General features: G+C 74.7%; 21 protein-coding genes and 1 pseudogene. 9 read left to right on the top strand and 13 right to left on the bottom strand.

The annotated features are described in order from the left end of the window. Positions 1-86: 86 nt before the first annotated feature. The 5 genes from QE401_RS01635 to QE401_RS01615 all read right to left on the bottom strand — a co-directional run bounded on the left by QE401_RS01635 (position 87) and on the right by QE401_RS01615 (position 5732). Positions 87-1403 carry a sigma-54-dependent transcriptional regulator gene (locus QE401_RS01635; protein ID WP_307136513.1) on the bottom strand — a complete coding sequence of 439 codons (1317 nt, stop codon included), beginning with the start codon at positions 1401-1403 and terminating at the stop codon, positions 87-89. After that, the gene (locus QE401_RS01630) at positions 1400-2851 is read right to left on the bottom strand and encodes an ATP-binding protein (protein ID WP_307136512.1); all 1452 of its coding nucleotides are present in this window, start codon (positions 2849-2851) and stop codon (positions 1400-1402) included. The genes QE401_RS01635 and QE401_RS01630 overlap by 4 nt, the downstream gene beginning before the upstream one ends. 154 nt (positions 2852-3005) lie before the next feature. Continuing rightward, positions 3006-3974 carry a Bug family tripartite tricarboxylate transporter substrate binding protein gene (locus tag QE401_RS01625; RefSeq protein ID WP_307136511.1) on the bottom strand — a complete coding sequence of 323 codons (969 nt, stop codon included), beginning with the start codon at positions 3972-3974 and terminating at the stop codon, positions 3006-3008. 109 nt (positions 3975-4083) lie between these two features. Then, positions 4084-5013, bottom strand: coding sequence for a dihydrodipicolinate synthase family protein (locus tag QE401_RS01620; RefSeq protein ID WP_307136510.1), 930 nt, complete (start codon positions 5011-5013; stop codon positions 4084-4086). Further along, positions 5010-5732, bottom strand: coding sequence for a GntR family transcriptional regulator (locus QE401_RS01615; protein WP_307136509.1), 723 nt, complete (start codon positions 5730-5732; stop codon positions 5010-5012). Before QE401_RS01615 ends, QE401_RS01620 begins: the two co-directional genes overlap by 4 nt. Positions 5733-5857: 125 nt before the next feature. Here QE401_RS01615 and QE401_RS01610 point away from each other — a divergent pair, with 125 nt between their 5' ends. Together QE401_RS01610 and QE401_RS01605 are read left to right on the top strand one after the other, a co-directional pair. Then, positions 5858-6838, top strand: a complete 981-nt coding sequence (locus tag QE401_RS01610) for an alpha/beta hydrolase family protein (RefSeq protein ID WP_307136508.1) — start codon at positions 5858-5860, stop codon at positions 6836-6838. A gap of 77 nt (positions 6839-6915) precedes the next feature. Then, entirely contained in the window at positions 6916-7977 is a 1062-nt protein-coding gene (locus QE401_RS01605; RefSeq protein WP_307136507.1) for a lytic murein transglycosylase, read from the top strand. Between the two features lies 1 nt (position 7978). On the opposite strand, the gene QE401_RS01600 is transcribed toward QE401_RS01605, so the two are convergent. Further along, complete coding sequence (locus tag QE401_RS01600; protein ID WP_307136506.1) at positions 7979-8869, bottom strand: LysR substrate-binding domain-containing protein; 891 nt, start codon at positions 8867-8869, stop codon at positions 7979-7981. 141 nt (positions 8870-9010) lie between these two features. Between QE401_RS01600 and QE401_RS01595 the strand changes: the two genes are divergently transcribed. The 4 genes and pseudogenes from QE401_RS01595 (at position 9011) to QE401_RS01580 (ending at position 13748) form a co-directional block, all read left to right on the top strand. Next, positions 9011-9949, top strand: coding sequence for a dihydrodipicolinate synthase family protein (locus QE401_RS01595; protein WP_307136505.1), 939 nt, complete (start codon positions 9011-9013; stop codon positions 9947-9949). 192 nt (positions 9950-10141) lie between these two features. Then, positions 10142-10855, top strand: coding sequence for a hypothetical protein (locus tag QE401_RS01590; protein WP_307136504.1), 714 nt, complete (start codon positions 10142-10144; stop codon positions 10853-10855). 72 nt (positions 10856-10927) lie between these two features. Beyond that, positions 10928-11665: pseudogene (locus QE401_RS22950) on the top strand (serine/threonine-protein kinase); the annotation flags it as partial. 1216 nt (positions 11666-12881) lie between these two features. Next, positions 12882-13748 (top strand): hypothetical protein, encoded by an 867-nt coding sequence (locus QE401_RS01580; RefSeq protein ID WP_307136502.1) that lies wholly within the window; start codon positions 12882-12884, stop codon positions 13746-13748. Between the two features lie 12 nt (positions 13749-13760). On the opposite strand, the gene QE401_RS01575 is transcribed toward QE401_RS01580, so the two are convergent. The 3 genes from QE401_RS01575 to QE401_RS01565 all read right to left on the bottom strand — a co-directional run bounded on the left by QE401_RS01575 (position 13761) and on the right by QE401_RS01565 (position 16423). Continuing rightward, positions 13761-15011, bottom strand: coding sequence for a hypothetical protein (locus QE401_RS01575; RefSeq protein ID WP_307136501.1), 1251 nt, complete (start codon positions 15009-15011; stop codon positions 13761-13763). Between the two features lie 13 nt (positions 15012-15024). Next, positions 15025-15723 carry an OmpA family protein gene (locus QE401_RS01570; protein ID WP_307136500.1) on the bottom strand — a complete coding sequence of 233 codons (699 nt, stop codon included), beginning with the start codon at positions 15721-15723 and terminating at the stop codon, positions 15025-15027. A 70-nt stretch (positions 15724-15793) separates the two neighbouring features. Continuing rightward, positions 15794-16423 (bottom strand): TetR/AcrR family transcriptional regulator, encoded by a 630-nt coding sequence (locus QE401_RS01565; RefSeq protein WP_307136740.1) that lies wholly within the window; start codon positions 16421-16423, stop codon positions 15794-15796. A gap of 113 nt (positions 16424-16536) precedes the next feature. On the opposite strand from QE401_RS01565, the gene QE401_RS01560 reads away from it, so the two are divergent. The 3 genes from QE401_RS01560 to QE401_RS01550 are packed head-to-tail and all read left to right on the top strand — an operon-like array spanning position 16537 to position 20329. Beyond that, a complete protein-coding gene (locus QE401_RS01560) occupies positions 16537-17061 on the top strand; it encodes a (2Fe-2S)-binding protein (RefSeq protein WP_307136499.1) in 525 nt (174 codons plus the stop codon). After that, positions 17058-18044 (top strand): FAD binding domain-containing protein, encoded by a 987-nt coding sequence (locus QE401_RS01555; protein ID WP_307136498.1) that lies wholly within the window; start codon positions 17058-17060, stop codon positions 18042-18044. Before QE401_RS01560 ends, QE401_RS01555 begins: the two co-directional genes overlap by 4 nt. Beyond that, complete coding sequence (locus tag QE401_RS01550; protein ID WP_307136497.1) at positions 18041-20329, top strand: xanthine dehydrogenase family protein molybdopterin-binding subunit; 2289 nt, start codon at positions 18041-18043, stop codon at positions 20327-20329. Before QE401_RS01555 ends, QE401_RS01550 begins: the two co-directional genes overlap by 4 nt. A gap of 73 nt (positions 20330-20402) precedes the next feature. On the opposite strand, the gene QE401_RS01545 is transcribed toward QE401_RS01550, so the two are convergent. The 4 genes from QE401_RS01545 to proV form a co-directional block, all read right to left on the bottom strand. After that, the gene (locus tag QE401_RS01545) at positions 20403-21431 is read right to left on the bottom strand and encodes an NAD(P)H-dependent flavin oxidoreductase (RefSeq protein ID WP_307136496.1); all 1029 of its coding nucleotides are present in this window, start codon (positions 21429-21431) and stop codon (positions 20403-20405) included. A gap of 85 nt (positions 21432-21516) precedes the next feature. After that, positions 21517-22392: a glycine betaine ABC transporter substrate-binding protein gene (locus tag QE401_RS01540; RefSeq protein ID WP_307136495.1), complete on the bottom strand. Its 876-nt coding sequence runs from the start codon at positions 22390-22392 to the stop codon at positions 21517-21519. 110 nt (positions 22393-22502) lie between these two features. After that, the gene (locus tag QE401_RS01535) at positions 22503-23432 is read right to left on the bottom strand and encodes an ABC transporter permease (RefSeq protein WP_307136494.1); all 930 of its coding nucleotides are present in this window, start codon (positions 23430-23432) and stop codon (positions 22503-22505) included. A 28-nt stretch (positions 23433-23460) separates the two neighbouring features. After that, a complete protein-coding gene (gene proV / locus QE401_RS01530; RefSeq protein WP_307136493.1) occupies positions 23461-24693 on the bottom strand; it encodes a glycine betaine/L-proline ABC transporter ATP-binding protein ProV in 1233 nt (410 codons plus the stop codon). Positions 24694-25011: the final 318 nt, after the last annotated feature.

The raw sequence follows: 25011 nt of genomic DNA, 5'->3' as shown, positions 1-25011 counted from the left end.
ACCTCAGATGACAAGGCTGTAATGTCGTGCAGCCCCGCATTGCGGCGTAAATGCGGCAGGGCGCGGCCGGATGCAAACTGCCCGCTTCAGCCGCGCAGGCCAAGCCGGCGCATGCGCTCCCACAGCGTCGTGCGCGAGATGCCGAGCAGCTGCGCCGCATCGCCGATGCGCCCGCCGCTGCGCGCCAGCACCCGCCGGATATGCTCGGCCTCGGCGGCGTCGCGCGCCTCGGCCAGGGAGGGCAGGCGCGGCGCCTCCGCCCCGCGCTCGGGGAACAGGTCGGCGGTCTCCAGGCTGCCGCCCTCGCTCAGCACCAGCGCCCGCTCGATGCGGTTGCGCAGCTCGCGCACATTGCCGGGCCAGTCATGCGAGAGCAGCGCGTCATGCGCGGCGGGCGCCAGCAGCGGCGAAGGCCGGCCGAGGCCGGCGGCGAAATGCCGCAGGAAATGCGCCGCCAGCCCCGCCACATCCTCGGGCCGCTGGCGCAGCGGCGGCACCGCCAGCTCGACCACGCCGAGGCGATAGTAGAGATCGTCGCGGAACCGTCCCTCCGCCACCCGGGCGCGCAGATCGGCATTGCTGGCGGCCAGCACGCGGGCGCGCAGCGGCAGCTCCTCCTGCCCGCCGAGCCGGGCGAAGCGCCGCTCCTGCAGCAGGCGCAGCAGCTTGGCCTGGGCCGTGGCCGGCAGCTCCGCCACCTCATCGAGGAACAGCGTGCCCTCCCCGGCCCGCTCGGCCAGCCCCGCCTGGCGGCCGGCGGCGCCGGTGAAGGCGCCGCGCTCATGGCCGAAGATGGTGCTCTCCAGCAGCTCGGCCGGGATGGCGGCGCAGTTCACCGCCAGGAAGGGCCGGCCGGCGCGCGGCCCGGCCTCGTGCAGCAGCCGCGCCGCCATCTCCTTGCCGGCGCCGCTCTCGCCGGCCAGCAGCACGGTGGTGTCGACGGCGGCGAGCTTCAGCAGCTGGCGCCGCAGCGCCTGCATCGAGGCGGATTGCCAGCCCGCCTCGCCGGGCGGCGGCGGCGCCGGCGGCACCCAGCCGGACAGCGCCTGCAGCTTGTCGATCAGCAGCTGCACGGGGAAGGGCTTCTCGACATAGTCGTCAGCGCCCGCGCGCAGCAGCCGCACCGCCTGCGCCACATCGCCATAGGCGGTGACGACGATCACCGGCGTGCCGCCCAGATCGGGCATCAGCCGCGCCAGCAGCGCCTCGCCGCTGCCATCCGGCAGGCGCATGTCGCAGACGATCAGCCCCGGGCGCTGCTTGCGCAGCTGGATCTCGGCCTCGGCCAGGCTGCGCGCCCAGCGCGTCTCCACCCCTTCCAGCGTCAGGCGCTGCAGCAGGGATTCGCCCAGCACCGCATCATCCTCGATCAGCAGCACCGAGGCGGGCAGCGCGGCGCTCATGCCCCGCCCTCCGGCTGCGGCGGCACCACCAGGCGGATCAGGCTGCCGCCCGGGCTGTCGCCGAGGGTGATCCCGGCGCCGAGCGCCGCCGCCAGCTCGGCCGCGATCGGCAAGCCGATGCCCTGGCCCCGCGCCACGCCCTCGGCCACGCTTTCGGCCATCGCTTCCGCCGCAGGCGCCTCGCCGGCCGCCTCCGGCGCCAGGCGGCGCCCGGCCTCGCGCGGCAGGCCGCCCGCCTCGTCGCGCAGCTCGGCGCAGAGTGCCTCGCCCTCGCGCGTCACCGAGAGCCAGACATTGCCGCCGGGGGGCGTCGCGGCCACCGCGTTCAGCAGCAGGTTCAGCAGCAGCTGGCGCAGGCGCTGCGCATCGGCGGGGAAGGGCTCGGGCAGCGCCACGCGCCAATGCAGCCGCACCGCGCCGCGCCGCGCCTCGGGCTGCACCAGCAGCTGCAGATCCTCGAGATCGGCGGCGGTGATCGGCCGCGGCTCGGCATCCTGGCGGTAGCTGGCCAGGGTCGAGCGCACCACCCCCTCGATCTGCCGCAAGCCGCGCTCCACCAGGTCGAGGGCGCGGCCGCGCACCGCGGCCTCGGCGCCGAAGCGGCGGATGGTGTCGAGCGCGGTCAGCATGCCGGCCAGCGGGTTGCGCACCTCATGCGCCAGGGTGGCGGCCAGCCGCCCCAGCATCGCCGCCCGCTCGCGCCCGGCCAGGCGCGCCGCCAGCGCCTCGCGCTCGCGCAGCCGCTCGGCCATCAGGTTGAAGGCGCGGGCCAGGCGGCCGGCCTCGGGGTCGCGGGCGGGCACCGGCATCGGCGCGAAATCGCCCTCCCCGGCGCGGTCCAGCGCCCCGGCCACGGCCAGGAAGGGCCGCATCAGCCGGCGCGCGAACAGCACGGTCAGCAGCGCCGCCAGCGCCGCCAGCGCCAGGTCGGCCAGCATCAGCCCCAGCAGCAGGCGGCGGCGGCGCTCGGCCTGCTCGGGGAAGGCGATCTGCGCCGCGACCAGCGCCACCACCGCATTGTCCTCCAGCAGCTCGCGCTGCGCCCAGGCCATGTCGCCGCGCGCATTCATCACCCAGGCGGGCGCGGTGACGCCAAGCGCCATGGGCGGCAGGCCCTGCGGCTCCCCGGCGCGCGCCAGCGGCATGCCGTCGCGGTCGCCGACCACGATGGCTAGGTCTGTGACGCCGCGCTGGAAGCCCATGGCGCGCTCCAGCACCGCCTGCAGCCCGGCGAAATCCCCGGCCCGCAGCGGCGGCAGGGCGGCGCCGGAGAGGCTGTCGATATAGACATCGGCCAGCCGCTCCACCTCATGGTCCAGCTCGCGCTGCATGACATGCAGCGCCAGATGGGTGGTGCCGACCGAGGAGGCGAAGACCGCGAGCCCCACCAGCAGCGGCAGGCGCACCGCCAGGGTGGTGGGGGTGGTGAAGAAGCCGGGCATGGCCATCAGGCATAGGCGCTTCGCCGCCGCCCGGCCAGACGGGGCGTGCGGGGCCGGCCCCTGGCGGGGCGCCGCGCCCGGGCCGGCATGGCGCGGTGTCCCGCCGCGCCGCAGGGCCGGGCCGCGGCCCCCCCGAAGGGACGCGGCCCGGCAGGTCAGGCTACTGCTTCTGGATGCCGGCCTGGGTGACCACGGCCTGCCACTTCTCCACCTCGGCGCGGACGAAGCCCTGCGCCGCCTCCGGCCCGGTGCCGACGGGCGTGGCGCCGAGCGCGGCCATGCGCTCCTGCACCGAGGCCTGGCGCAGCTGCGCCGCCGCATCGGTGGCGATCTTCGCCGCGACCGGGCCGGGCAGCCCGGCGGGGCCGATGATGGCGCCCCAGGTCGAGGCCTCGAAGCCGTCGAAGCCGCCCTCGGCCACGGTCGGCAGGTCGGGGAACATCGGCAGGCGCTGCGCCGCGGTGGTGGCGATGGCGCGCAGCTTGCCGGTCTGCACATGGCCGAGCACGGCGGGCAGCGTGTCGAACATCAGGTCGACGCGGCCGCCGATCAGGTCCGGATGCGCCGCGGTGGAGCCGCGATAGGGGATATGCGTCATCGCCGCGCCGGCGCGGTGGGCGAACATCTCGGCCGCCAGATGCACCGCGCCGCCGGTGCCGGCGAAAGTGATCTCGCCGGGCTTCGCCTTCACCAGCGCCGCCAGCTCGGCCACCGAGCGGGCCGGGAAATCCGGCCGCGTCACCAGCAGCAGCGGCACCGAATAGATCTGCGTCAGCACCGAGAAGTCGCGGATGGTGTCGAAGGGCGTGGTGTAGAGCGCCGCATTCACCGCGTGATTGACCGAGACAAAGCCCAGCGTGTGGCCATCCGGCGCCGCCTTGGCCACCGCATCGCTGCCGACGATGCCATTGGCGCCGGTGCGGTTCTCCACCACCACGGGCTGGCCCCAGAGCGGCGTCAGCTTCTCGGCGATCAGCCGCGCCGCGATGTCGGAGGCGCCGCCGGGCGTGTAGGGCACGATGATGCGGACGGTCTGCGAGGGCCAGCCGCCCTGGGCGCGCGCGGTGCGGGAGAGCAGCGGCAGGGCCGCCAGCGGCGCGGCGAGCGCCGCGCGTCGGGTGAGCGTCATCGGTCGTTCCTCGTTCTTTCTTGGGATGGTTCCGGCCGGGGCGCGTGGCCCGGCCGGTGTCGCGGGGGGCTGGCCCCCGCCCTGGCGCGCCGGCCGGACGGCGCGCGGCCTACTTCGCGGCGGCGGCCTGCAGCAGGCCCCATTCGCCGAGGCGCCGGCGCAGCTCGGCCTCGGCGCGCGGCGTCAGCGGCCAGGCGGAGGGCGGGCGGGTCGGGCCGCAATCCTCGCCCATCATCTGCAGCGCCGCCTTCACCACCGAGACATTGGTGCCGTTCTGCTCCTCGGCGCGCAGCGCCTCGAAGGCCGACATGGTCTCGATCAGCTGCGCCGCGCGGGCATAGTCGCCGGCCTCCAGCGCCGCATGGATGGCCACCGAATGGGCGGGCCAGACATTGATCAGGCCGGAGGTGTAGCCGCGCGCGCCGACCGCGTAGAAGGGCGGCGCCCAGGTCTCGGCCAGGCCGCCGATCCAGGCGATGTCGAGGCCGCGCGTGGCGCGGATCAGCTCGCCGAGGCGCAGCGGCGTCGGCGCCGCCCATTTCACGCCCACCACGCCCGGCACCTGGCAGAGCGCGATGATGTTGTCGATGCCGATGCCGTCATTGCGCAGATACAGCACCACGGGCAGGCCCTGCCCGGCCTCGGCCACGCGCTGCACATAGGCCAGGATGCCGCGCGGCGAGACGAAGGGATCGGGCGGCTGGTGCACCATCAGCGCGGTGGCGCCGGCGGCGCGCGAGGCGCGGGTCAGCGCCACGGCATCGCCGATGCTGCGGCCGATGCCGGCCAGCAGTGGCACCCGGCCGGCCACCTGCTCGGCCGCCATGTGCACCGCCGCCTCGGCCTCGGCGGTGGTCAGGCCGTAGAACTCGCTGGTGTTGCCATTGGCCACCAGCACATGCACGCCGGCCTGCACGGCGCGGTCCACCACCGGCTTCAGCTTCGCCGGGGCCAGCTTGTCCTCGGCGTCGAAGGGGGTGACGAGGATGCCGGAAATGCCGTTCAGCGCGGCGCGCAGCCCGGCCGGAGCGGTGGTCATGGTGTTTCCCTTTCATTGTGGTCGAGCGCGTCGAGAATGCCGCTGGCCTCCAGCGAGCGCGTGACATGGGCGCGCATCCTGGCCTCGGCCCGGACAGGGTCGCGGCGGCGGATGGCGGAGAGGATGGCGGCGTGCTCGCGCCAGGCGCGGCGCGGCTCCTGCGGGGTGGAGCGCAGCGCGCGCAGCCGGCCGAAATGGTCATAGGCGCGCAGCGCCTGCAGCGCGCGCAGCAGGAAGGCGTTGCCGGCCAGCGCGTCGATCGCCGCGTGGAAGCGCTCATTCGCCTCGGCCAGGGCGGCGATGTCGGGTGCCGGGCCGGGCTGGCGGCTCAGCGCATGCATGGCGCGCAGCTGGCCGCGCAGCGCGGCGATGGCCACCGGCTCGGCGCGGCGGGCGGCCAGGTTGGCGGCGGTGCCTTCGAGCGCCACGCGCATCAGCCCCATCTCGGCCAGGCGGTCGGGGCCGAACTCGGCCACCAGCGTGCCGCGGCGCGGCAGGGTGACGACCATGCCCTCCGCCTCCAGCCGGCGCAGCGCCTCGCGCACCGGCTGGGCGGAGATGCCCAGGCTCTGCGCCAGGGAGCGTTCGGAGAGCTTCTCGCCGCCCGGCAGGCTGCCATCGACGATGGCGTCGCGCAGCCGGCGATAGGCGCGCTCGGCGAGCGACATCATATCCTCGGCGGCGAAGGGCAGCAGCTTCGGGGCATCGCTGGGCAGCATGGCGGCAGGCTAGACCGGGCAGCGCGTGATCTGCAATAGCAGATATCACACAGCGCCGAGGGCCCCGCCGCCGCCGCTCGACAGCCCAGGCCTGGCCGGCGATGCTGCCGGCGGAGGAGCCCCGCATGCCGCAGCACAGGCCGCCCAGCGCCGAGGCCGCGCCGCCCGAAGGGCTGCGCCTGGTCGCCGCGGATGGCGTGCCGCTGGGCGGCTTCCTCTGGCGCGCGGCGCCCCTCGCCGGGGCCGAGGCGCGTCCCGTCGTGGTCATCAGCCCCGCCACCTCGGTGCGCTGCCGCTACTATGCGCGCTTCGCCGCCTGGCTGGCGGCGCAGGGCATCGACGCGCTGACCTTCGACTATCGCGGCATCGGCGAATCGCGCCCGGCGCGGCTGCGAGGCTTCCGCGCCGGCTGGGCCGATTGGGGCGAGCTGGACCTGGAGGCGGCGCTGGGCGCGGCGCTGGCGCGCTTTCCGGGGCGCGATCTGGCGCTGGTCGGGCATTCCATCGGCGGGCTGGCGCTCGGCCTGGCGCCCTCCGCCGCCCGGGCGCGGCGGCTGCTGACGGTGGGCGCGCAATACGCCTATTGGCGCGACTACGCGCCCCGGGCGCGGCCCGGCATGCTGCTGAAATGGCATCTCGCCATGCCGCTGCTGACCGCGCTGTTCGGCTATATGCCCGCCCGCCGCCTGGGCTGGATGGAGGACACGCCGGCCGGCGTGGCGCGCGACTGGAGCGGCATGGGCCCGCGGCTGGAGGCGCAGCTGCGCGACGGGCCGGCGCTGGCGGCGCGGCTCGGCACCCTCCGCGCGCCGCTGCTGGCGGTGAGCCTCGCCGACGACCCGCATGGCACGCCGGCGGCGGTGGAGCGGCTGCTGGCCTATTTCACCGCGAGCCCGCGGCACCGGCTGCATCTGGACCCGGCGGCGCTGGGGCTCGGGCCGGTCGGGCATTTCGCCTTCTTCCACAGCCGCTTCGCCGCCACGCTCTGGCCGCTGGCGCGGGACTGGCTGGTGGCCGGGCGGCTGCCCGAGGGCGCCACGCCCTGGCCGGCGCCGGCGGCCCGGCCCATGCGGCGGTCCATGACCGGCGAGATGGCGCGGCTGTGACCGGCAAATCCCGATTTTCCAGTCCTCTCGGCGCGGATACTGTTGCGCCGCCTGAGCCAAGCTGGCACCTCTCGCCCATGCTGCAACGACGCCTCCTGCTCGGCGGCGCCGGCGCTCTGCTCGCCGGCTGCTCCACCGCCCAACCCTCCGCCCCGGCCGCCAGCCCCGCGCCCGTCGCGCCGCCGGTCGCCCCCCCGGCGCCCGCCCCGGCCGCGCCCCCGGCCGCCAGCCCGGTGGTGATCGACGAGGCCGCCTTCCAGCGCTTCATCGCCGGGGTGCGGCAGGAGGCGGCGCGCAATGGCGTCTCCAACGCCATCCTGGCCCGCTCGCTGGACCGGGCGAAGCCGCAGCCGCGCGTGCTGGAGCTGGACCGCAAGCAGCCCGAGGGCGTGCTGAGCTGGGAGCAGTATCGCGACCGCATCGTGTCGCAGACCCGCATCCAGAATGGCCGCCGCGCCTATGCCGAGAACCGCGCCCTGCTGCAGGCGATCGAGGCGCGCTTCAACGTCTCGCCGCGCGTCATCGTCGCCATCTGGGGCATGGAGACGAATTTCGGCGCCAACACCGGCGGCTTCAACGTGGTGGACGCGCTGGCGACGCTGGCCTGGGAAGGCCGCCGCGCCAGCTTCTTCCGCAACGAGCTGATGGCGGCCCTGCGCATCCTCGAGGGCGGCCATATCGCGCCGGAGCGCATGCAGGGCTCCTGGGCCGGGGCCATGGGCCAGCCGCAATTCATGCCGACCAGCTTCGAGCGGCTGGCGGTGGATTTCGACGGCGATGGCCATCGCGACATCTGGGACAATCGCGGCGACGCGCTGGCCTCCATCGCCAATTACCTGGCGCGCAGCGGCTGGCAGGCCGGCCAGGGCTGGGCGATCGAGGCGCAGCCCCCCGCCGGCTTCGACATCCAGCGGGTCGATACCGAGACGCGCCGCTCCATGGCCGAATGGAGCCGCCTCGGCTGGCGCCGGGCCGATGGCTCGCCCCTGCCGGCCAGCGGCGACGCCAATCTCGCGGTGCCGACGCGCAGCTCGGGCCAGGTCTTCCTCGGCCTGCCCAATCTGCGGGTGATCCGGCGCTACAATTCGCCGATGAATTACGGGCTGGCGGTCGGGCTGCTGGCCGACGCGGTGGCCTGACTCAGGCGGGCGGCGGGGTGTCTTGCTCCGCCGCGCCCTCGCGCAGGGCCTCGGTCAGCAGCGCCGCCAGGCTTTCGCGCCGACCGCGGCCGACCAGCATGCCGACCTCCCGCGCATAGCGCGGCTCCGGCACCGCCAGCCGGCGGAGCGCGCGGCCGGCCGGCGCCTCGATGCCCCAATCCGGCAGCAGCGCGACCCCCAGCCCTTGCGCGACCAGGATGACGATCGCCTCCTGCGCGTCCAGCTCGAACAGTTCGCGCACCGAGAGGCGGTGGTCGCGCAGATAGTCGGTGACCAGCCGCCCGCTCCAGGATTCGCGGTCGGCGCGGATCAGCGGCGCGGCGCCGAGCAGCGCGGCGACACTCTCCCCCGCCAGCCCGGCGGGCGCGATCAGCGTCAGCGCCTCGCGCCGCAGCGTGTGCCAGGCCAGGCTTTTCGGCAGGGCGAAGGGCGGCCGCACGGCCAGCACGCAATCCAGCTCGCCGCGCTCCAGCCGCTGGTGCAGCTGGGCCGAGGTGCCGGGCACCACCTTGATCTCCACCCCCGGATGCCGCTCGGCCATGCGGCGCAGCGCCGTCGGCATCAGGCTGATCAGCGCGGTCGAGATCGAGCCCACCCGCAGCTGCCCCGAGGGCTGGCCGAGCTGCGCCGCGTGGCGCATCTCCTCGACCCGGAGCAACATCTCCCCGGCCAGGCCGAGCACCGCCCGCCCGGCCTCGGTCGGCACCAGGGAACGGCCGTGGCGCACCAGCAGCCGGGCGCGCAGCTCGCGCTCCAGCGCCGCCACCTGCTCGGCCACCGAGGCGCTGGCCAGGTTCAGCCGCCGCGCCGCCGCGGCCAGCGAGCCGGCCTCGGCCACCGCGCAGAAACTGGCCAGGAAGCGGGTGTTCATCGGCATGCCCTCCAAAGCACGGAATATCCGATGTCTGACCCTGGAACAAATCGGGTTTTCCGCGCGGCGCCCTGCCGCCATACAGGCTCGCCGCCCGTCCGCGCCATCCGCGCCGGCGGCGGCGCCTGACGGAGGAATTCCATGCCGCTCGACCACACCGCCAAGGGCGTCTACCCGATCGCCCCCACCCCCTTCGACGCCGAGGGGCGGATCGACTACGCCTCGGTCGACCGCATGACCGATTTCTACCTGGAATGCGGCAGCACCGGCATGACCGTGCTGGGCGTGATGGGCGAGGCGCCGAAGCTGGACGGGGCCGAGGCGCTGGAGCTGGCCACCCGCTTCGTCACCCGCGCGAAGAACATCCCGGTCATCGTCGGCGTCTCCGCCCCCGGCTTCGCCGCCATGCGCAGCCTGGCGCGCGCGGCGATGGACAAGGGCGCGGCCGGCGTGATGATCGCCCCGCCCAACACGCTGCGCACCGACGACCAGATCGTCACCTATTACCGCCAGGCCAGCGAGGCGATCGGCGAAGACATCCCCTTCGTCATCCAGGATTTCCCGCAGACCTTCTCCGTCGTCATGACGCCGGGCGTGATCCGCCGCATCGTGCAGGAGAATTCCGCCTGCGTGATGCTGAAGCATGAGGACTGGCCGGGCCTGGAGAAGATCTCCACCCTGCGCGGCTTCCAGGCGGATGGCTCGATGAAGCCGATCTCGATCCTCTGCGGCAATGGCGGGCTGTTCCTCGATTTCGAGGTGGAGCGCGGCGCCGATGGCGCGATGACCGGCTACGCCTTCCCCGACATGCTGTGCGACATCGTCCGCCTGCAGGCGGAGGGCAAGCGCGACGAGGCGCATGATCTGTTCGACGCCCATCTGCCGCTGCTGCGCTACGAGCAGCAGCAGGGCCCGACGGGCCTGGCCGTGCGGAAATACGTGATGGCCAAGCGCGGCATCATCGCCTCCGACGCGCAGCGCAAGCCGGGCGCCAGCCTGACCGCCAAGGCCAAGGCCGAGGTGGAATATCTGCTCGCCCGCGTCGCGCGGCACGATCCGCGCGCCGGCCGCAGCATCTGAGCGGCGGGCGCCGCCGCTCCGCCGGCGGCGCCATAACCTTTGCTTGACCAGCCGGGCGGCGCCTTGCCGCCGCCCGGGTGGCGGTCAAGATGCGGCGCGAGGCCGCCCCCCGGCGGCAACCCCGCCAGGACCGCCGATGCGCATTGCCCAGGACAGCCTTCCCCGGACCGCCCGCCGCCTGGCGCCGCGGCGATGAGCGACGCGGCCTCGCCCTGGGCGCAGGCGCGCGGCGCGCCGCAGGCCATGCCCGGCGCCCCGCCGCCCGAGGCTCCCGGCGCCTCCGCCGCCCTGCCGGCGCCGGAGACCGGCATGGTGACCGGCCGGGTGCTGCATTGCGTCGATATCCCGGCCCTCGACCTGCCCGGCTACCGGCTGCTGCAGGGGCTGATGCTGGAAGGGCCGCTGCGCCAGGCCAGGGGCGGCTGGCTCGCCTGGCTGCCCTTCATCCTGCTGGGCGGGCTGGCCGGCTTCGCCGCCGCGCATTTCGGCCTGACCGCCGAATTCTGGGTGGCGACCGGCAGCGGCCAGGGGCTGGTGCTGGGCGGGCGCGGCGTCTTCATCGCCATCATCGCCCTGCTGACGGGCAGCGCCCTGCTGGTGACGCTGCGCATGCTGCGCAGCCAGGGCCGCGTGCTCGCCGCCCTGCACCGCAGCGCGCCGCGCCTGCTGGGGCCGCACCGGCTCTGCCTCGGCGAGCACGGGCTGGCGCTGACCACGCCGCGGCAGATCTTCGCCGCGCGCTGGGAGATGCTCTCCCCCGCCCGCCAGGCCGGCGCCTGGGTGTTCCTGCTGGCCGATAACAGCATCGCCTTCTGGCTGCCGCACCGGCTGCTGGCCGAGCATCCGGAGGGCCCGGCCATCCGCGCCCTGCTGGCGGCGCGGATCGGCCTGGGCAAGGGCGTCTGACCCTGCCCATACCGCAGCATCGCGCAGCCCCCGGGGCTGGACGGCGCGCCTGCCCCGACGCAGGGTGACCGGATGTCCGACCCCGCCATCCCGCCGGAGATCTCCGCCAAATACGAGCTGCGCGGCACGCTGGGCCGCGGCGCCAGCGGCGTGGTGCTGGACGCCTTCGACCGGCTGATCCAGCGCCGCGTCGCCATCAAGCTGGTGCAGCTGCCGCCCGGCGGCGAGGCCGAGGCGGCGGAGACGCATCAGCGCTTCCGGCGCGAGGCGCAGGCGGCGGGCCGGCTGTCGCATCCCGGCATCGTCGCCGTCTACGACTATGGCGAGAATGACGGCCAGGCCTGGATCGTCATGGAGCGGGTCGGCGGCGGCACGCTGAAGGCGCTGCTCGACAGCGGCGTGCGCCTGCCGGTCGCGGAGGCGGCGCGCATCATCACCCAGGTGCTGGAGGCGCTGGCCTATTCGCATGCGCGCGGCGTGGTGCACCGCGACATCAAGCCGGCCAACATCATGCTGGACGATGCGGAGGATGCCGCCGCGCCGCGCGTGAAGATCACCGATTTCGGCATTTCGCGGCTGGAGGATTCGGCGATCACCCGGCTCGGCACCGTGCTCGGCACGCCGAGCTCGATGGCGCCCGAGCAGCTGCGCGGCGAGCCGGCCGACCAGCGCGCCGATATCTGGGCCGCCGGCACCGTGCTGTACCAGCTGCTGACCGGGGAGAAGGCGTTTTCCGGCGGCTTCCAGGCGGTGATGCACAAGGTGCTGCACACCGAGCCGGTGGCGCCCTCCCTGCTCAGCGACAGCCTGCCGCGCGGCTTCGACGCGGTGATCGCCCAGGCCTTGGCCAAGCGGCCGCAGGAGCGGTTCCAGAGCGCCGCCGATTTCGCCCGCGCGGTGGCCGAGGCGGCGCGCGAGACGCCGCCCCCCGCCTTCGCCGGGGCCGGCCCGCTGCCGGGGCTGGAGGAGGATGCGACGCTGGTCGGCGCCGCCCCCGCCCGGCCCGGCCCGCGCGCCCCGGGCCCGGCGCCGGCCGCGGCGAAGCGGCGTGTCCCCGCCTGGCTGCCGGCCCTGGCCCTGCTGGCGCTGGTGGGCGGCGGCGCCGGTGCCTGGTGGCTCTGGCCGCGCGGCCCGGTGGGCGACCCGGCCGCCGGGCGGACCGATATGGCGCAATCCGGAGCGGGCCAGTCCGGAACAGGACAGTCCGGAACAGGCCAGGCTGGAACAGGCCAGGCCGGCAATGGCCAGCCCGGCCCCGATCGATCCGGCACGGGCCAACCCCCCGCGGGCCAGACCGACACCAGCCAGGGCGGCACCCCCAGGCCCGACCGGCCCGAAGAGGCGGGCGGCCAGGCCGCGCAGGGCGGCACGCCGCCGGCCGGCGGCGCGGCGCCGGAAGCTGGCGGGCCGGCCCCGCAGGGCGCCCCGGGCGACGCCACGCCGCCCCAGGCCCAGGGCGGCCCGCAGCCGGAGCGCGCGCCGCAGCCCAGCGACGCCTCGCCGCCGGCCACGGCCGAAGGCGGCCGCCCCGCCACGCCGCCGCCGCCGGACAGGCCGGCCGACCCGCCGGCCAGCGCGCCGGGCGAGGGCCGGCGGGAGAACCCGGACGCGGCTCCACGGGATCCCCAGGGCGGCGCCAGCCCGGCGCCGCAGCGCCCCGCCGACCCGCCCGCCCCCCGCCCGGACACCCCGTCGCCGGGCGGAGAGGCCCGGCCGCAACCGCCAGCGCCGCAACCGCCCGCCGACGGGACCGCCCGCCCGCCCAAGAAGCCCCCGGCCGAGCCCGGCGAGACCCAGCGCCTGGAGGACACCCAGCGCCCGCGCCCCGGCAACGAGCCGCCGGCCGCCGCCCAGCCCCCGACGCCCGAGACGCGCCCCGCCCGAGACGCGCCCGCCCGAAGCCGCGCCCGCCCCGAGGCCCCCTGCACCGCCCCCTGCGCCCCCCACAACGCCGGGGGCGTCGCCGCAGCAGGCCGCGCCGGCCCAGCCCGAAACGCCGCCGCCCTCACTGCCGCCGGGCGGCTGGATGCCGGAGGGCCGGCCGGGCCTCTCGCCCGAGCCCGGCCCGGGCCAGGCGGCACCGGCGGCTCCGGGTGGTGGCGCGCCGCAGGGCCGGCCGCAGCCAGGCCCTTCCCTGCCCGGCTTCGCCGTGCCGGATCTGGCGCCCTCACCGGATGCGCTGCCGCCCGGCCGCCCGGGCGGCGAGCCGCCCGCCACCCCGGCGGCGCCCTCCGGCGCGGCCGGCATCGCCGCGGCCATGCGGCAGGCGCTGGCCGCCTCCTCCTGCGCGCTGGTCTCCGGCAGCGCCGGCGATCAGGGCGGCGTGCTGGGCGGCGCGGTGCGGCGCGGCGAGAGCGCCAGCCTGGCCGCCTCGCTGCAGCGCGCCGGCCTGCCCGCCGGCGCGGTGCGGCTCGAGCTGCAGGAATTCATCGGCCCCTATTGCCCGCTGGCGCCGGTGCTGGCGCCCTTCCTGGCGCCGCCCGGCGCGGCCCCGGTGCTGCGCCGCGATGGCGGCACGCCGCTGCTGCAGGGCGACCTGCTGCGGCTCGACATCGTCATGCCGCAGGCGCCCTCCTATCTGGAGCTGATCTACCTGACGACCGACGGCCAGGTGGTGCAGCTGCAGCCGCCCGAGGCGCAGGCTGCCGGCGCCCGGCTGCGCAAGGGCGATCCCGGCCCCGGCTTCCCGGGCTGGGTGGTGGAGGAGCCCTTCGGCACCGATCTGCTGCTGGTCATCACCTCCGACCGCCCGGTCTTCCCGGCCGGGCGCCCGGTGGTGCAGCCGATCGCCGAGTTCACCGCCCTGGCGCAGCAATCGCTGCAGCGGCTGCGCCAGGAGGGCGGCCGGGCCGAGATCCGCCCGCTGGTGGTCACGGTGGCGCCGCGCCGCTGAGGCCCGCTGTGTTCAGCGCGCGGCGGCCTCCGGCGCCGCCGCCAGCGGCAGGCCCTCGAAGAAGGCGCCGGCGCGCAGCGTCTCGCGCAGATTCTCGAGCTGCGCCTCGCCCAGCCCGAGCAGGCCGGCGCGGAAGAAGCGGCGATCGGGGGTGAACAGCAGATAGGCCTGCATCTCGCTGGCCATCAGGTCGTCATTGCGGGTGTCGTAGCCCTCGCGGCCGAGGAAGCGGCGGAAGGCGTCGCGCTCCGCCTCCACCAGCTGCTCCTGCCAGACGCGCCGCACATGGGCGGCGTAGAAGGGCAGGGTGAAGTCGTGGCCATGGCCGATCTCGTGCCGCAGCGTGGTGCGGCGCGCCGCCATGTCCACCGGCCCGCCCGGCGCGACGATGGAGAGCAGCGCGATCTCCCCCACCGGCTCGGCCCGGCGGGCCAGCGCATATTGCTCGGCCACCCATTGCTCACCCGGGTTCAGCGGCACGCCGTCGCGCGCCGCCAGCGCCAGGAAGCGCGCCACGTCGCTGCCGCGATAGTCATGGCCGTAATAATAGCTCTCGGCGCGCTGCCCGGTGCGGGCCAGCAGGGCGCGCAGCTCGGCCTCGGCCAGCACGCGGTCGCGCGGCGCGCCGGCCTTCTCCACCAGCGCGGCGATGCGGTTCAGCGCGGCGCCCTGGCTGGCGAGGTCGGGGAAATCCAGCACGAAGATGCGCGGATTCTCGGCCAAGCGCAGCAGGCGCGGCGCCGTGGCCCGGTGCGCGGCGATGCCGGCCTCGTCCAGCAGCGGGATGTCGGGCAGCACGGCCGGCGGCCGCAGCGGGCCGCCCTGCTCCAGCGGCAGGGTCAGGATCGGCGGCGGCGGTTCCGGCAGGGCGGCAGGCGGTGCGGGCGTGGCCGGGGCGGGCGCGGTGGCGGGCGGCGCGGCAGGCGCGGCCTGCGGGGGCTGGGCTTCAGGGGTGGGCGCTGCGGGGGCCGGGGCTGCGGGCGCCATGGCCTGCCCCGCCGGGCGCGGCGCGCCGTCATGCCGGCCCGGCAGCCCGACCAGCGCGGCGCCGGCCAGGCCGAGCCCGCCCAGCAGCCCGAGCCCGATCAGCCAGGGCCCGGCGCTGCGGCGGCGGCGCGGCGCCGGCAGGCGCGCGGCCGGCCACAGCCCGGTCTCGCCCTCCCGCCGCGGCCCCGGCCAGGGGCTGGGCGGCGGTGGCAGGCGGACGGTGTCGTCCGGCGGCGCAATGCGGGGCCCTGCTGGCCCCGAAGGCTTGGGCGGCACGGCCGGACGCGGCTCAGCCGCCGAGGTTCAGCACCTGCACCCGGCGGTTGCGCGGCTCCGGCACCTGGTCGGGCGTCGGCACCAGAAGCTGGGTCTGGCCATAGCCCACCGCCTCCAGCCGCGCCGGGTTCACGCCGAATTGCCGCACCAGCAGCTCGCGCACCGCCAGGGCGCGGCGGCCGGAGAGCGACTGGTTCAGCGCCTCCGACCCCACCGTGTCGGTATGGCCCTCGATGCGGAAGCGATAGGGGCCGAGCGCCTCGCTGTTCAGCGCGCGGCCGAGCGGCGCCAGCGCCTTCACCGCATCGGGCGAGAGGGTGGCGGAGCCGGTGGCGAAATGCACGGTGATCGACACCGCGGGCACCTCCGGCGGCGCGGTGGTCAGGCGCGGCGTCTCCGGCGTGCCGGGGCGCGGCGGCGGCACGGCGGCATTGCCGGCCAGGGCGGGCCCCTCGGCCGTCGGCGGCGGCGCGGCCGGCGCGGCGGCGGCAGCGGGGTCGTCGCCGGGGCGGCCGGCCGGGGCCGCCACGGCGTCCTCGCCGGAGGGCAGGCGGATGCCGCGGGTGCGCGGCCGCAGCTGCTCGATCAGCCGCTGGGTCTCCGCCCCCTCGCCCGCCGGGCTCAGCACCGGCGCCTGGGCCTGCGACACCACCGGCGCGGCAAGGCCGAGGAGAAGCGCCAGACAGGCGGGGGCGAGCGGCGGACGGGGCATGGCGGGCGGGTCTCCTGCAAGGCCCGCCGCTCTAGCATGCGGGGGCGGCGGGCCCAATTCACCGTCGCGTTCACGCCCCTTCGGGGGCGGCGGCGGGCGGGCGGCTGCGCATGCCCTCCACCAGCAGGCCGATGATGCGCCCGGCGCGGCGCCGCCAATCCGGCCCCGAAGGCGCGTTGTACAGGCCGAACAGGGTCTGCATCACATCCTCCGCCTCGGCATCCGGGCGCAGCCTTCCGGCGGCGACGCCCTGCTCCACCAGCCGCGCGACGATGTCGGGGAAGCTGGCCTTGGCGGCGTGCATCAGCTCGGGCTGCGCCTGCATCACCTGGCGCAGCGCATCGCCCAGGCCGCGCTTGGTGGCCATGTAGTCCAGGCTGCGCTGCAGGAACTGCGCCAGCGCCTCCTCCGGCGGCAGGCTGGCGGAGAGCCGCGCGCCGGCCTCCAGCATGGCGTCCAGCTCATCTCGGTAGAGCGCCTCGACCAGCGCCTCGCGCGTCGGGAAATGCCGGTAGAGCGTGCCGATGCCGACCCCGGCGCGGCGCGCCACGGCCTCCAGCGGGGCGGCGACGCCCTGTTCGGCCAGCAGGGCGCGGGCGGCGTCCAGCAGGCGGGCGCGGTTGCGGCGGGCATCGGCACGCAGCGCGCCAGTCGCCTTTTTCGCATCCGGAACGCCATCCGTCACCACCGCATCCTCCATCACAGGCACGACTCTCCCCTTGACCGGACCCTCCCGGATCCCGATTGTAGAAAACGGAGGCATCCTCCGTTTACTGCCTTACCCCGATTATCCGCCCAACGGGAGAGCCTGTCATGCCCCTGCCCCGCCTTCGGGAGGATCACACCGCGAAACCCGGCGGCGCCATCGCCCTCACCGTGAACGGCGAGGATTACATGGTGTCGGCCGAGGATCGTACCACCCTGCTCGACGCGCTGCGCGAGCATCTGCGGCTGACCGGCGCCAAGAAGGGCTGCGACCACGGCCAGTGCGGCGCCTGCACCGTGCATGTCGATGGCGTGCGCGTGCTCGCCTGCCTGACCCTCGCCCGCCAGGCGGAGGGGCTGCCGGTCACCACCATCGAGGGGCTGGCCGGGCCGGATGGCACGCTGCACGCGGTGCAGGCCGCCTTCCTGGCGGAGGACGCCTTCCAGTGCGGCTTCTGCACGCCGGGCCAGATCATGTCCGCCGTCGCCTGCATCCGCGAGGGCCATGCCGGCTCCGCCGCGGAGATCCGCGAATACATGTCCGGCAATCTCTGCCGCTGCGGCGCCTATCCCAACATCCTGGCCGCGGTGCAGCGCGCCGCCGCCACCCTGCGAGAGGAGCCCGCGCGATGAGGGACTTCACCTATCACCGCGCCGCCACCCTGGACGAGGCGCGGCATTACGCCGCCGCCCCCGGCACGGCGCTGCTGGCCGGCGGCACCACCCTGCTGGACCTGGCGAAATGCCGTGTCGAGCGGCCGGAGCGTGTCGCCGACATCACCCGCCTGCCCGGGCTGGAGGATATCCGCGCCGAGGAGGGCGGGCTGCATCTGGGCGCGCTGGTGCGCATGGCGCGCGCCGCCCGCCACCCCGCGCTGCGCGCCGCCTGCCCGGCGGCGGCCGAGGCGCTGGCGCTCTCGGCCTCGGCGCAGATCCGCAACATGGCGACGCTGGGCGGCAACCTGCTGCAGAAGACCCGCTGCGCCTATTACCGCGACCCGGTGAATTTCGCAGAGTGCAACAAGCGCAATCCGGGCAGCGGCTGCGCGGCGCAGCAGGGGGCGACGGGCGGCCATGCGCTGCTCGGCGGCAGCGAGGCCTGCATCGCCACCTATCCGGGCGATTTCGCCGTGGCGCTGGCCGCCTTCGACGCGGTGATCGAGACCGGCACGCGCTGGATGCCGGTGGGCGATTTCTTCCTGCTGCCCGGCGACACGCCGCAGCGCGAATTCGCCCTCGAACCGGGCGAGGTCATCACCGCCATCTGCCTGCCCGACAGCGCCGCCGCGCGCCGCTCCACCTATCTGAAGCTGCGCGACCGCGCCTCCTATGAATTCGCCAGCATCAGCGTCGCCGCCGGGCTGGCGCTGGGCGCCGATGGCCGCATCGCCGAGCTGCGCCTGGCGCTGGGCGGCGTCGCCACCATCCCCTGGCGGCTGCGCGCGGTGGAGGCGGCGCTGATCGGCGCGGCGCCGACACCGGCCCTGCTGCGCGAGGCGAGCGCGCTCGCCATGCGCGGCGCCGCGCCGCGCGAGGACAACCGCCACAAGCTGGCGCTGGCGCCCCGCCTGGTGCACCGCGCCCTGGAGCAGCTGCTGCAGGAGGCGCCGGCATGATGCCGCAGCCCCCCGCCGGACAGCGCGGCGATGCCGGGGACGGCATTGGCGGCCGCCCGCCGCGCATCGATGGCGAGGCGAAGATCCGCGGCCAGGCGCGCTACGCGCTGGACCAGCCGGTGGAAGGGCTGGCCTATGGCGCGCTGGCCACCGCCAGCATCGCCGCCGGCCGGGTGCGCCGGGTGGATGCGGAGGCGGCCAGGATCGCGCCCGGCGTGCTGCTGGTGCTGACGCCGCAGAACACCCCGCCGCTGCGCCCCGCCGCCAGCTGGACCGGGGCGCCGACCACGGCCAGCGAATACCGCGCCCTCGACCCCGTCATCCGCCATGCCGGCCAGCAGGTGGCGCTGGTGGTGGCGGAGACGCTGGAGCAGGCGACCGAGGCCGCCGCCCTGCTGCGCATCGAGTATGACGCGGCGCCGGCCATCGCCGATTACGAGGCGCCGGGCGCCGAGGCCGGGCCGCCCCTGCCGCCGCTGACCATCGAGCGCGGCGACGCCGCCGCGGCGCTGGCGCAGGCCGCGGTGCGCATCGCCGCCGAATACCGCACGCCGCGCGAATACCAGGCGCCGATCGAACCGCATGGGCTGATCGCCCGCTGGGAGGGCGACCGGCTGACGCTGTGGGAGCCCAGCCAGTGGCTGGACGGCATGGCGCGCAACTACGCCGAATGGTTCGGGCTGGAATTCGACCAGGTCCGCATCGTCTCCCCCTTCATCGGCGGCGGCTTCGGCAGCAAGGCCATCGCCCTGCCGCATGGCGCCATCACCGCCCAGGCGGCGCGGCTGCTGGGCCGCCCGGTGAAGCTGGCGCTGACCCGGCCGCAGACCTTCACCGGCTATGGCGGACGGGCGGCGACGCGGCAGCGCCTGGAGCTCGGCGCCGATGCCGAGGGAAGGCTGCTGGCGATCCGCCAGCGCGGCTGGCAGGAGACCTCGCAGCAGGGCGGCTGGGTCGAGCCGCTGAACGCGGTGACGGCGCTGATGTATGCGGTGCCGAATATCAGCAGCGAGCAGCGCCTGGTGCCGGCGCATACGGTGACACCGTCCGCCAAGCGCGCGCCGGGCGAGAATCCCTCGGCCTTCGCGCTGGAATGCGCGATGGACGAGCTGGCCCATGCGCTGGGCCTCGACCCGCTGGAGCTGCGGCTGCGCAACGAGCCGGAGCGCGACCCGCATTCCGGCCAGCCCTGGTCCAGCCGCCGGCTGCGCGAGGCCTATGCGGCGGGCGCCGAGGCCTTCGGCTGGTCGCGCCGCGACCCGCGGCCGGGCGCCATGCGCGACGGCGTGCAGCGCATCGGCTGGGGCATGGCGGCCGGCACCTATCCGGTGAAGCGCAGCCCCGGCGAGGCGATGGTGCGCATCCTGGCCGATGGCGGCGTCGAGGTCGCCAGCAGCACCAGCGACATGGGCACCGGCGCCTACACCATCCTGGCGCAGACCGCCGCCTCGGTCTTCGGCCTGCCGCTGTCGCGGGTGCGGGTGACGCTGGGCGATTCCACCCTGCCGCGCGCGCCCGTCACCGGCGGCTCGCAGATGGCCGGGCTGATGACGGGGGCGGTGGACAAGGCGGCGCGCGCGGCGCGGGACGAGCTGATCGGCCTGGCGCTGAGCGATCCGCGCTCACCGCTGCGCGGCATCGCCAACACCCTCTCCGTCACCGACGGCCTGCTGGTGCCGCTGCGCGGCGAGGCGCCGCCGCTGCCGGTGGCCGAGCTGCTGGCGCTGACCGGGCGCGACCGGGTGGAGGCGCTGCGCGACACGCTGGCGGAGAACGGGCTGCAGCCGGAGGACCGGCACCGCGCCTTCACCACCGTCTCGGCGATGCGCTCCTCCACCGATGGCGAGCATTCGATGCACAGCTGGTGCGCGCATTTCGTCGAGCTGGCGGTGGATGAGGCGCTGGGCAGCATCCGGCTGCGCCGCATCGTCACCGCCTTCGATAGCGGGCTGCTCTACAATCCGCGCCTGGCGGAAAGCCAGATCAAGGGCGGCGTGGTGATGGGCATCGGCCAGGCGCTGCTGGAGGGCGGCATCGTCGACCGGCGGCATGGGCGGGTGGTGAATGGCAATTTCGCCGATTACCTGCTGCCCACCCAGGCCGATATCCCGCCGATCCAGGCCATCTCGGTGGGCGAGCCGGATCTGCACGCCTCGGCGCTGGGCGGCAAGGGGGTGGGCGAGCTCGGCATTGTCGGTGTCGCCGCCGCCATCGCCAATGCGGTGTTCCACGCGACCGGCAAGCGGGTGCGCGACCTGCCGATCACCCTGGCCGACCTCGCCTGACGCGGCGGGGTCGGGCCGGGGCGCCGTCCGGCGTGCCATCGGCCCGCCAACCGGACAAAAAGCCGGCGGGCGTTCAGGCCGCCAACCGGAAAAAAAGCCGGCGGGCGGTCAGCCCGCCGGCGTCCAGGCCGGGTTGAGCAGGGGCGAGGCCGCGCCGAGGGCGCGCCGCGCCGCCCAGTATTCCGCGTGCAGCCTGTCCACCAGCGCGGCGGCCGGGCGCACCGCGTCGATGCCGGACACGCTCTGCCCCGCGCCCCAGATCTCCTTCCAGCGCTTCTTGCGGTCGCTGCCGAAATCCATGGCGCTGGGGTCGGAGGCGGGCAAATTGTCCGGGTCCAGCCCGGCGCGGCGCAGCGAGGGCTTCAGGTAGTTGCCATGCACGCCGGTGATCAGGTTGGTGTAGGACGATGTCGCCCGCGCCCGCCTCCACCAGCATCTGCTTGTAGTCGGGCACGGCGCGCGCTTCCTCCGTCGCGATGAAGGCGCTGCCCATATAGGCGAAATCGGCGCCCATCGCCTCCGCCGCCAGGATGCCGCGGCCGCTGGCGATGGCGCCCGACAGGGCCAGCGGCCCGTCGAACCAGCGCCGGGTTTCCTGCAGCAGGGCAAAGGGGCTTTGCGTGCCGGCATGGCCGCCGGCGCCGGCGGCGACCAGCACCAGCCCGTCCGCCCCCTTCTCCACCGCCTTGTGCGCGAAATCCTGGTTGATGACGTCGTGCAGCACATGGCCGCCATAGCCCTGCACCGCCGCGAACACCTCCGGCCGGGCGCCGAGCGAGGTGATGACCAGCGGCACGCGATGCTTCACGCAAAGCGCGAGATCCTGCTCCAGCCGGTCGTTGGAGCGGTGCACGATCAGGTTGATGGCGAAGGGCGCCGCGGGACGGTCAGGATGCGCCGCGTCATGCGCGGCCAGCCGCGCGCGGATCTCGGAGAGCCATTCGTCGAGCTGCTCGACCGGGCGCGCATTCAGCGAGGGCATGCTGCCGATGACGCCGGCGCAGCATTGCGCCACCACCAGCTCCGGCACCGAGACGATGAACAGGGGCGAGCCGATCAGCGGCAGGCGCAGCCGCCCCTTCAGGCCGTGCAACAGGGTCATGCCGAACTCCAGGACGTTTTCCGTCCCGGAGTGTGCGGCCGAACCGGGCGCCGCTCAAGCCGCGGCGCCCGGGCGGGTCAGGCGGTCAGGCGCGGAACCAGCCATCGATGCGCGAGCCATGCTCGCCGATATAGGCCTCCACCGCCGCGTCCGGGCTCTTTTCCTGCGCCACCAGCATGGCCGCCTCCAGCTCGGCCAGCGGCATGTTCAGGCGGGAGAGGAAGCGCGCCAGCTGCGGCTGCTGCTCGGCCAGGCCCGGCTTGCCCAGCGCCAGCACCTCCTCCTGCCCGCCCAGCGTGCCCTTCGGGTCGGCCAGGTAGCGCAGCTCATGCTTGCCGAACATCCAGTGCGGGCTCCAGGCGGTGGCCACCACCCAGTTCTCGCGGCGCATGGCGCGCTCGACCATGCTGAGCATGGCGGCCTCGCTGGATTCCTGCAGCGTGTAGTCGAGGCCGTATTCCTCGATCGTCTTGCGCGACAGGCGGGTCAGGCCGGCGCCGGGCTCGATGCCCTGGATGCGGCCGCCGAGCTTGCCGCGCACATCGGCCTTGGCCAGGTCGGCGATCGAGCCCAGCTCGGCCTCCGGCACATAGGCCGGCACCACCCAGCCCAGCCGCGCGCCGCTGTAGAGCACGCCGAGCCGCTCGACCTTGCCCTCGACGCGGGTCCAGTAATCGGCATGGGTCTGCGGCAGCCAGCACATCAGCATGGCGTCGACATCGCCGCGCAGCAGCCCCTGGTAGAGCGGCGCGACATCGGTCTGCACCAGCTCCACCTTGGTCTCCAGGCGCTGCTCGGTCAGCCTGGCGGCGAGGCGGGTGATGAACTCGGCATCCGCCCAGGGGGCGAAGCCGAACTTCACCGTGCCGGCGGCGCGGGCGATGCGCGGGGCGGAGAGGCCGAGGGCGGTGCTGGTCAGGGCGGTCGCGGTCAGGCCGAGCAGCGTGCGCTTGCCGATCATGCGGGATCCTTTCGTGGACAGGCTTCTGTGAAACGGAGGGAGGAGGGCGCAGGGCGGGCGCCCGGCCGCGCGAGGCGCAGCCGGTGCCCAGCCCTGGGCGGATTCAGCGATCAGGCGCGGCGGGGTTCGCCGGCCGGGTCGGGGGCATGCGCCTCGGCCTGCGGCGCCGCGGCGCGGCTGCCGAGGAGCTGGCGCAGCCCGGCGCCGAGGCCGGCGCGGCCCTGGCCGAAGCTCTGGGTGATGCGGTCCAGCAGCACCGCCAGCACCACCACGGCCAGGCCGCCCTCGAAGCCGGTGCCGACATCGAGGCGCTGGATGCCGGTCAGCACCGTGTTGCCGAGGCCCCCGGCGCCGATCATCGAGGCGATGACGACCATCGACAGCGACAGCATGATGGTCTGGTTGATGCCCGCCATGATCGAGGGCAGCGCATTCGGGATCTGCACCTTCAGCAGCAGCTGCGTCGGCGTGCAGCCGAAGGCGAGGCCGGCCTCGATGAATTCCGAATGCACCTGGCGCAGGCCGAGATTGGTCAGCCGCACCACCGGCGGCATGGCGAAGATGACCGTCGCGATGGTGCCCGGCACGGCGCCGAGGCCGAAGAACATCGCCGCCGGGATCAGGTAGACGAAGGCCGGCATGGTCTGCATCAGGTCGAGCACGGGGCGCGCCACGGCCTGCACCCAGTCGCTGCGCGCCATGGCGATGCCGAGCGGCACGCCGACCAGGATGGCGAAGCCGGTCGCGGCCAGCACCAGCGACAGCGTCTCCATCATGCGGGCCCAGAGGCCCATGCCGTCGATCAGCAGCAGCGCGGCCAGCGCGAAGAGGGCGAATTTCCAGCCCACGCGCCACAGCGCCAGCAGGGCGATGACGGCGATGACCGCCGGCTCCGGCAGGCCGGTCAGCAGGTCGCGCAGCGCGCCGGTGACCAGCCCGATGGCGCTGGCAAAACCGTCCAGCGCCGGGGTGAAATGGTCAAGGACGTAGTTGACGGCGCTGTCGGCGAGCTCGCCGACACGCAGGTCGAGATCCAGCATGAAGATGGTCCTTGTGCGGTGGGCGGGCTCAGTTGCCCGAGCGGTCCAGCGTCATCAGCAGGGCGGATTTGCTGATCGAGCCGACATAGCGGCGCGATCCATCCACCACCGGCACGGGAAAGGGGCTCTGCGCCACACGGCCCATCACCTCGGACAGCGTCTCGCCGGCATCGATCGGCTCGACCTCCGGCAGGAAGGCGCGGTGATACGGGTCGGCCTCGCCGCTGCGGGCGGCGCGCGCCAGCGAATCGGCGCTGACCATGCCGTGGTAGCGCTTGTCGCGGCCGACCACGATGGCGATGTCGCGATCATGCCGGCGCATGCGCTCCAGCGCCGCCGGGATCGCCAGGCCCTTGCGCTCGATCAGCGTCACCTGCGTCTCGCGCGCGATGTCGCCGGCGCGGAACACCTGGCTGACATCGACATTGCGGAAGAAGGAGCGGACATAGTCATTGGCCGGCTTCGTCACGATCTCGTCCGGCGTGCCGACCTGCACCACCTCGCCATGCTGCATGATGGCGATGCGGTCGCCGATGCGCATCGCCTCGTCGAGATCATGGCTGACGAAGACGATGGTGCGGCTGTGCTCGGATTGCAGGCGCAGCAGCTCGTCCTGCATCTCGGCGCGGATCAGCGGGTCGAGGGCGGAGAAGGCCTCGTCCATCAGCAGCACGGTGGGCTCGCCCGCCAGGGCGCGGGCGAGGCCGACGCGCTGCTTCATGCCGCCCGACAGCTCCTCGGGCCGGCTCTGCGCATAGGCGCCGAGGCCGACACCCTCCAGCGCGGCCATCGCCTTGGCGTGGCGCTCCGCCTCCTTCACGCCGGCGACCTCGAGGCCGAAGGCGGCGTTGTCGAGCACGCTGCGATTGGGCAGCAGGGCGAAGGACTGGAAGACCATGCTCATGTCGCGGCGGCGCAGCGCGATCAGCTCGGCGGGCGACATGCGGGTGATGTCCTGGCCATCGACCAGGATGCTGCCGGCGGAGGGCTCGATCAGCCGGTTGATCAGCCGCAGCAGCGTGGATTTGCCGGAGCCCGAGAGCCCCATGATGACGAAGATCTCGCCGGCATGAATGTCGAAGCTGGCGTCGCGGACGCCGATCGTGCAGCCGGTCTCGGCCAGGATCTCTTCCTTGCCGCGGCCCTGCCGGACCATCTCGACCGCCGCGTCGGGGCGGTCGCCAAAGACTTTGAAGACGTTGCGGAGCGCGATCTTCACCTGCGGCTGGGCGTCGCCGCCCATCGGGGTTGTGGGTTCCATTGCGTCCTCTGGCCTGCCGCCCGCCTTCGGGGACGGCACCACCTCCATAGGGTTTCGGTCAGGCGGCGGGCGCCGGATGCGCCCCGAAAAAGCCACAATCTGTGGAGCCGCCGGCTCAGTTGGCACCGGTCATAGAGGGCCGATGCTGAATTGTCCAGTCTCCTGCCACAATTGACCCTTCACATCTGCCCCAGCAATGCAGTCGATACCCGAGTACTTTCACGGGCACACCAGAATACAGGCTTCGACATGCGGGCAAAGTGCTCGCGCCGGCGCTGCATTTCTGATCTTGATGCTGCATCGAACAGAGTATGGTCT

Source organism: Pseudoroseomonas cervicalis, assembly GCF_030818485.1.
Taxonomy (GTDB): Bacteria; Pseudomonadota; Alphaproteobacteria; order Acetobacterales; family Acetobacteraceae; genus Pseudoroseomonas; species Pseudoroseomonas cervicalis_A.
Note: the sequence above shows the minus strand (reverse complement) of the source record. Positions and strands in the feature narration are given on the sequence as shown.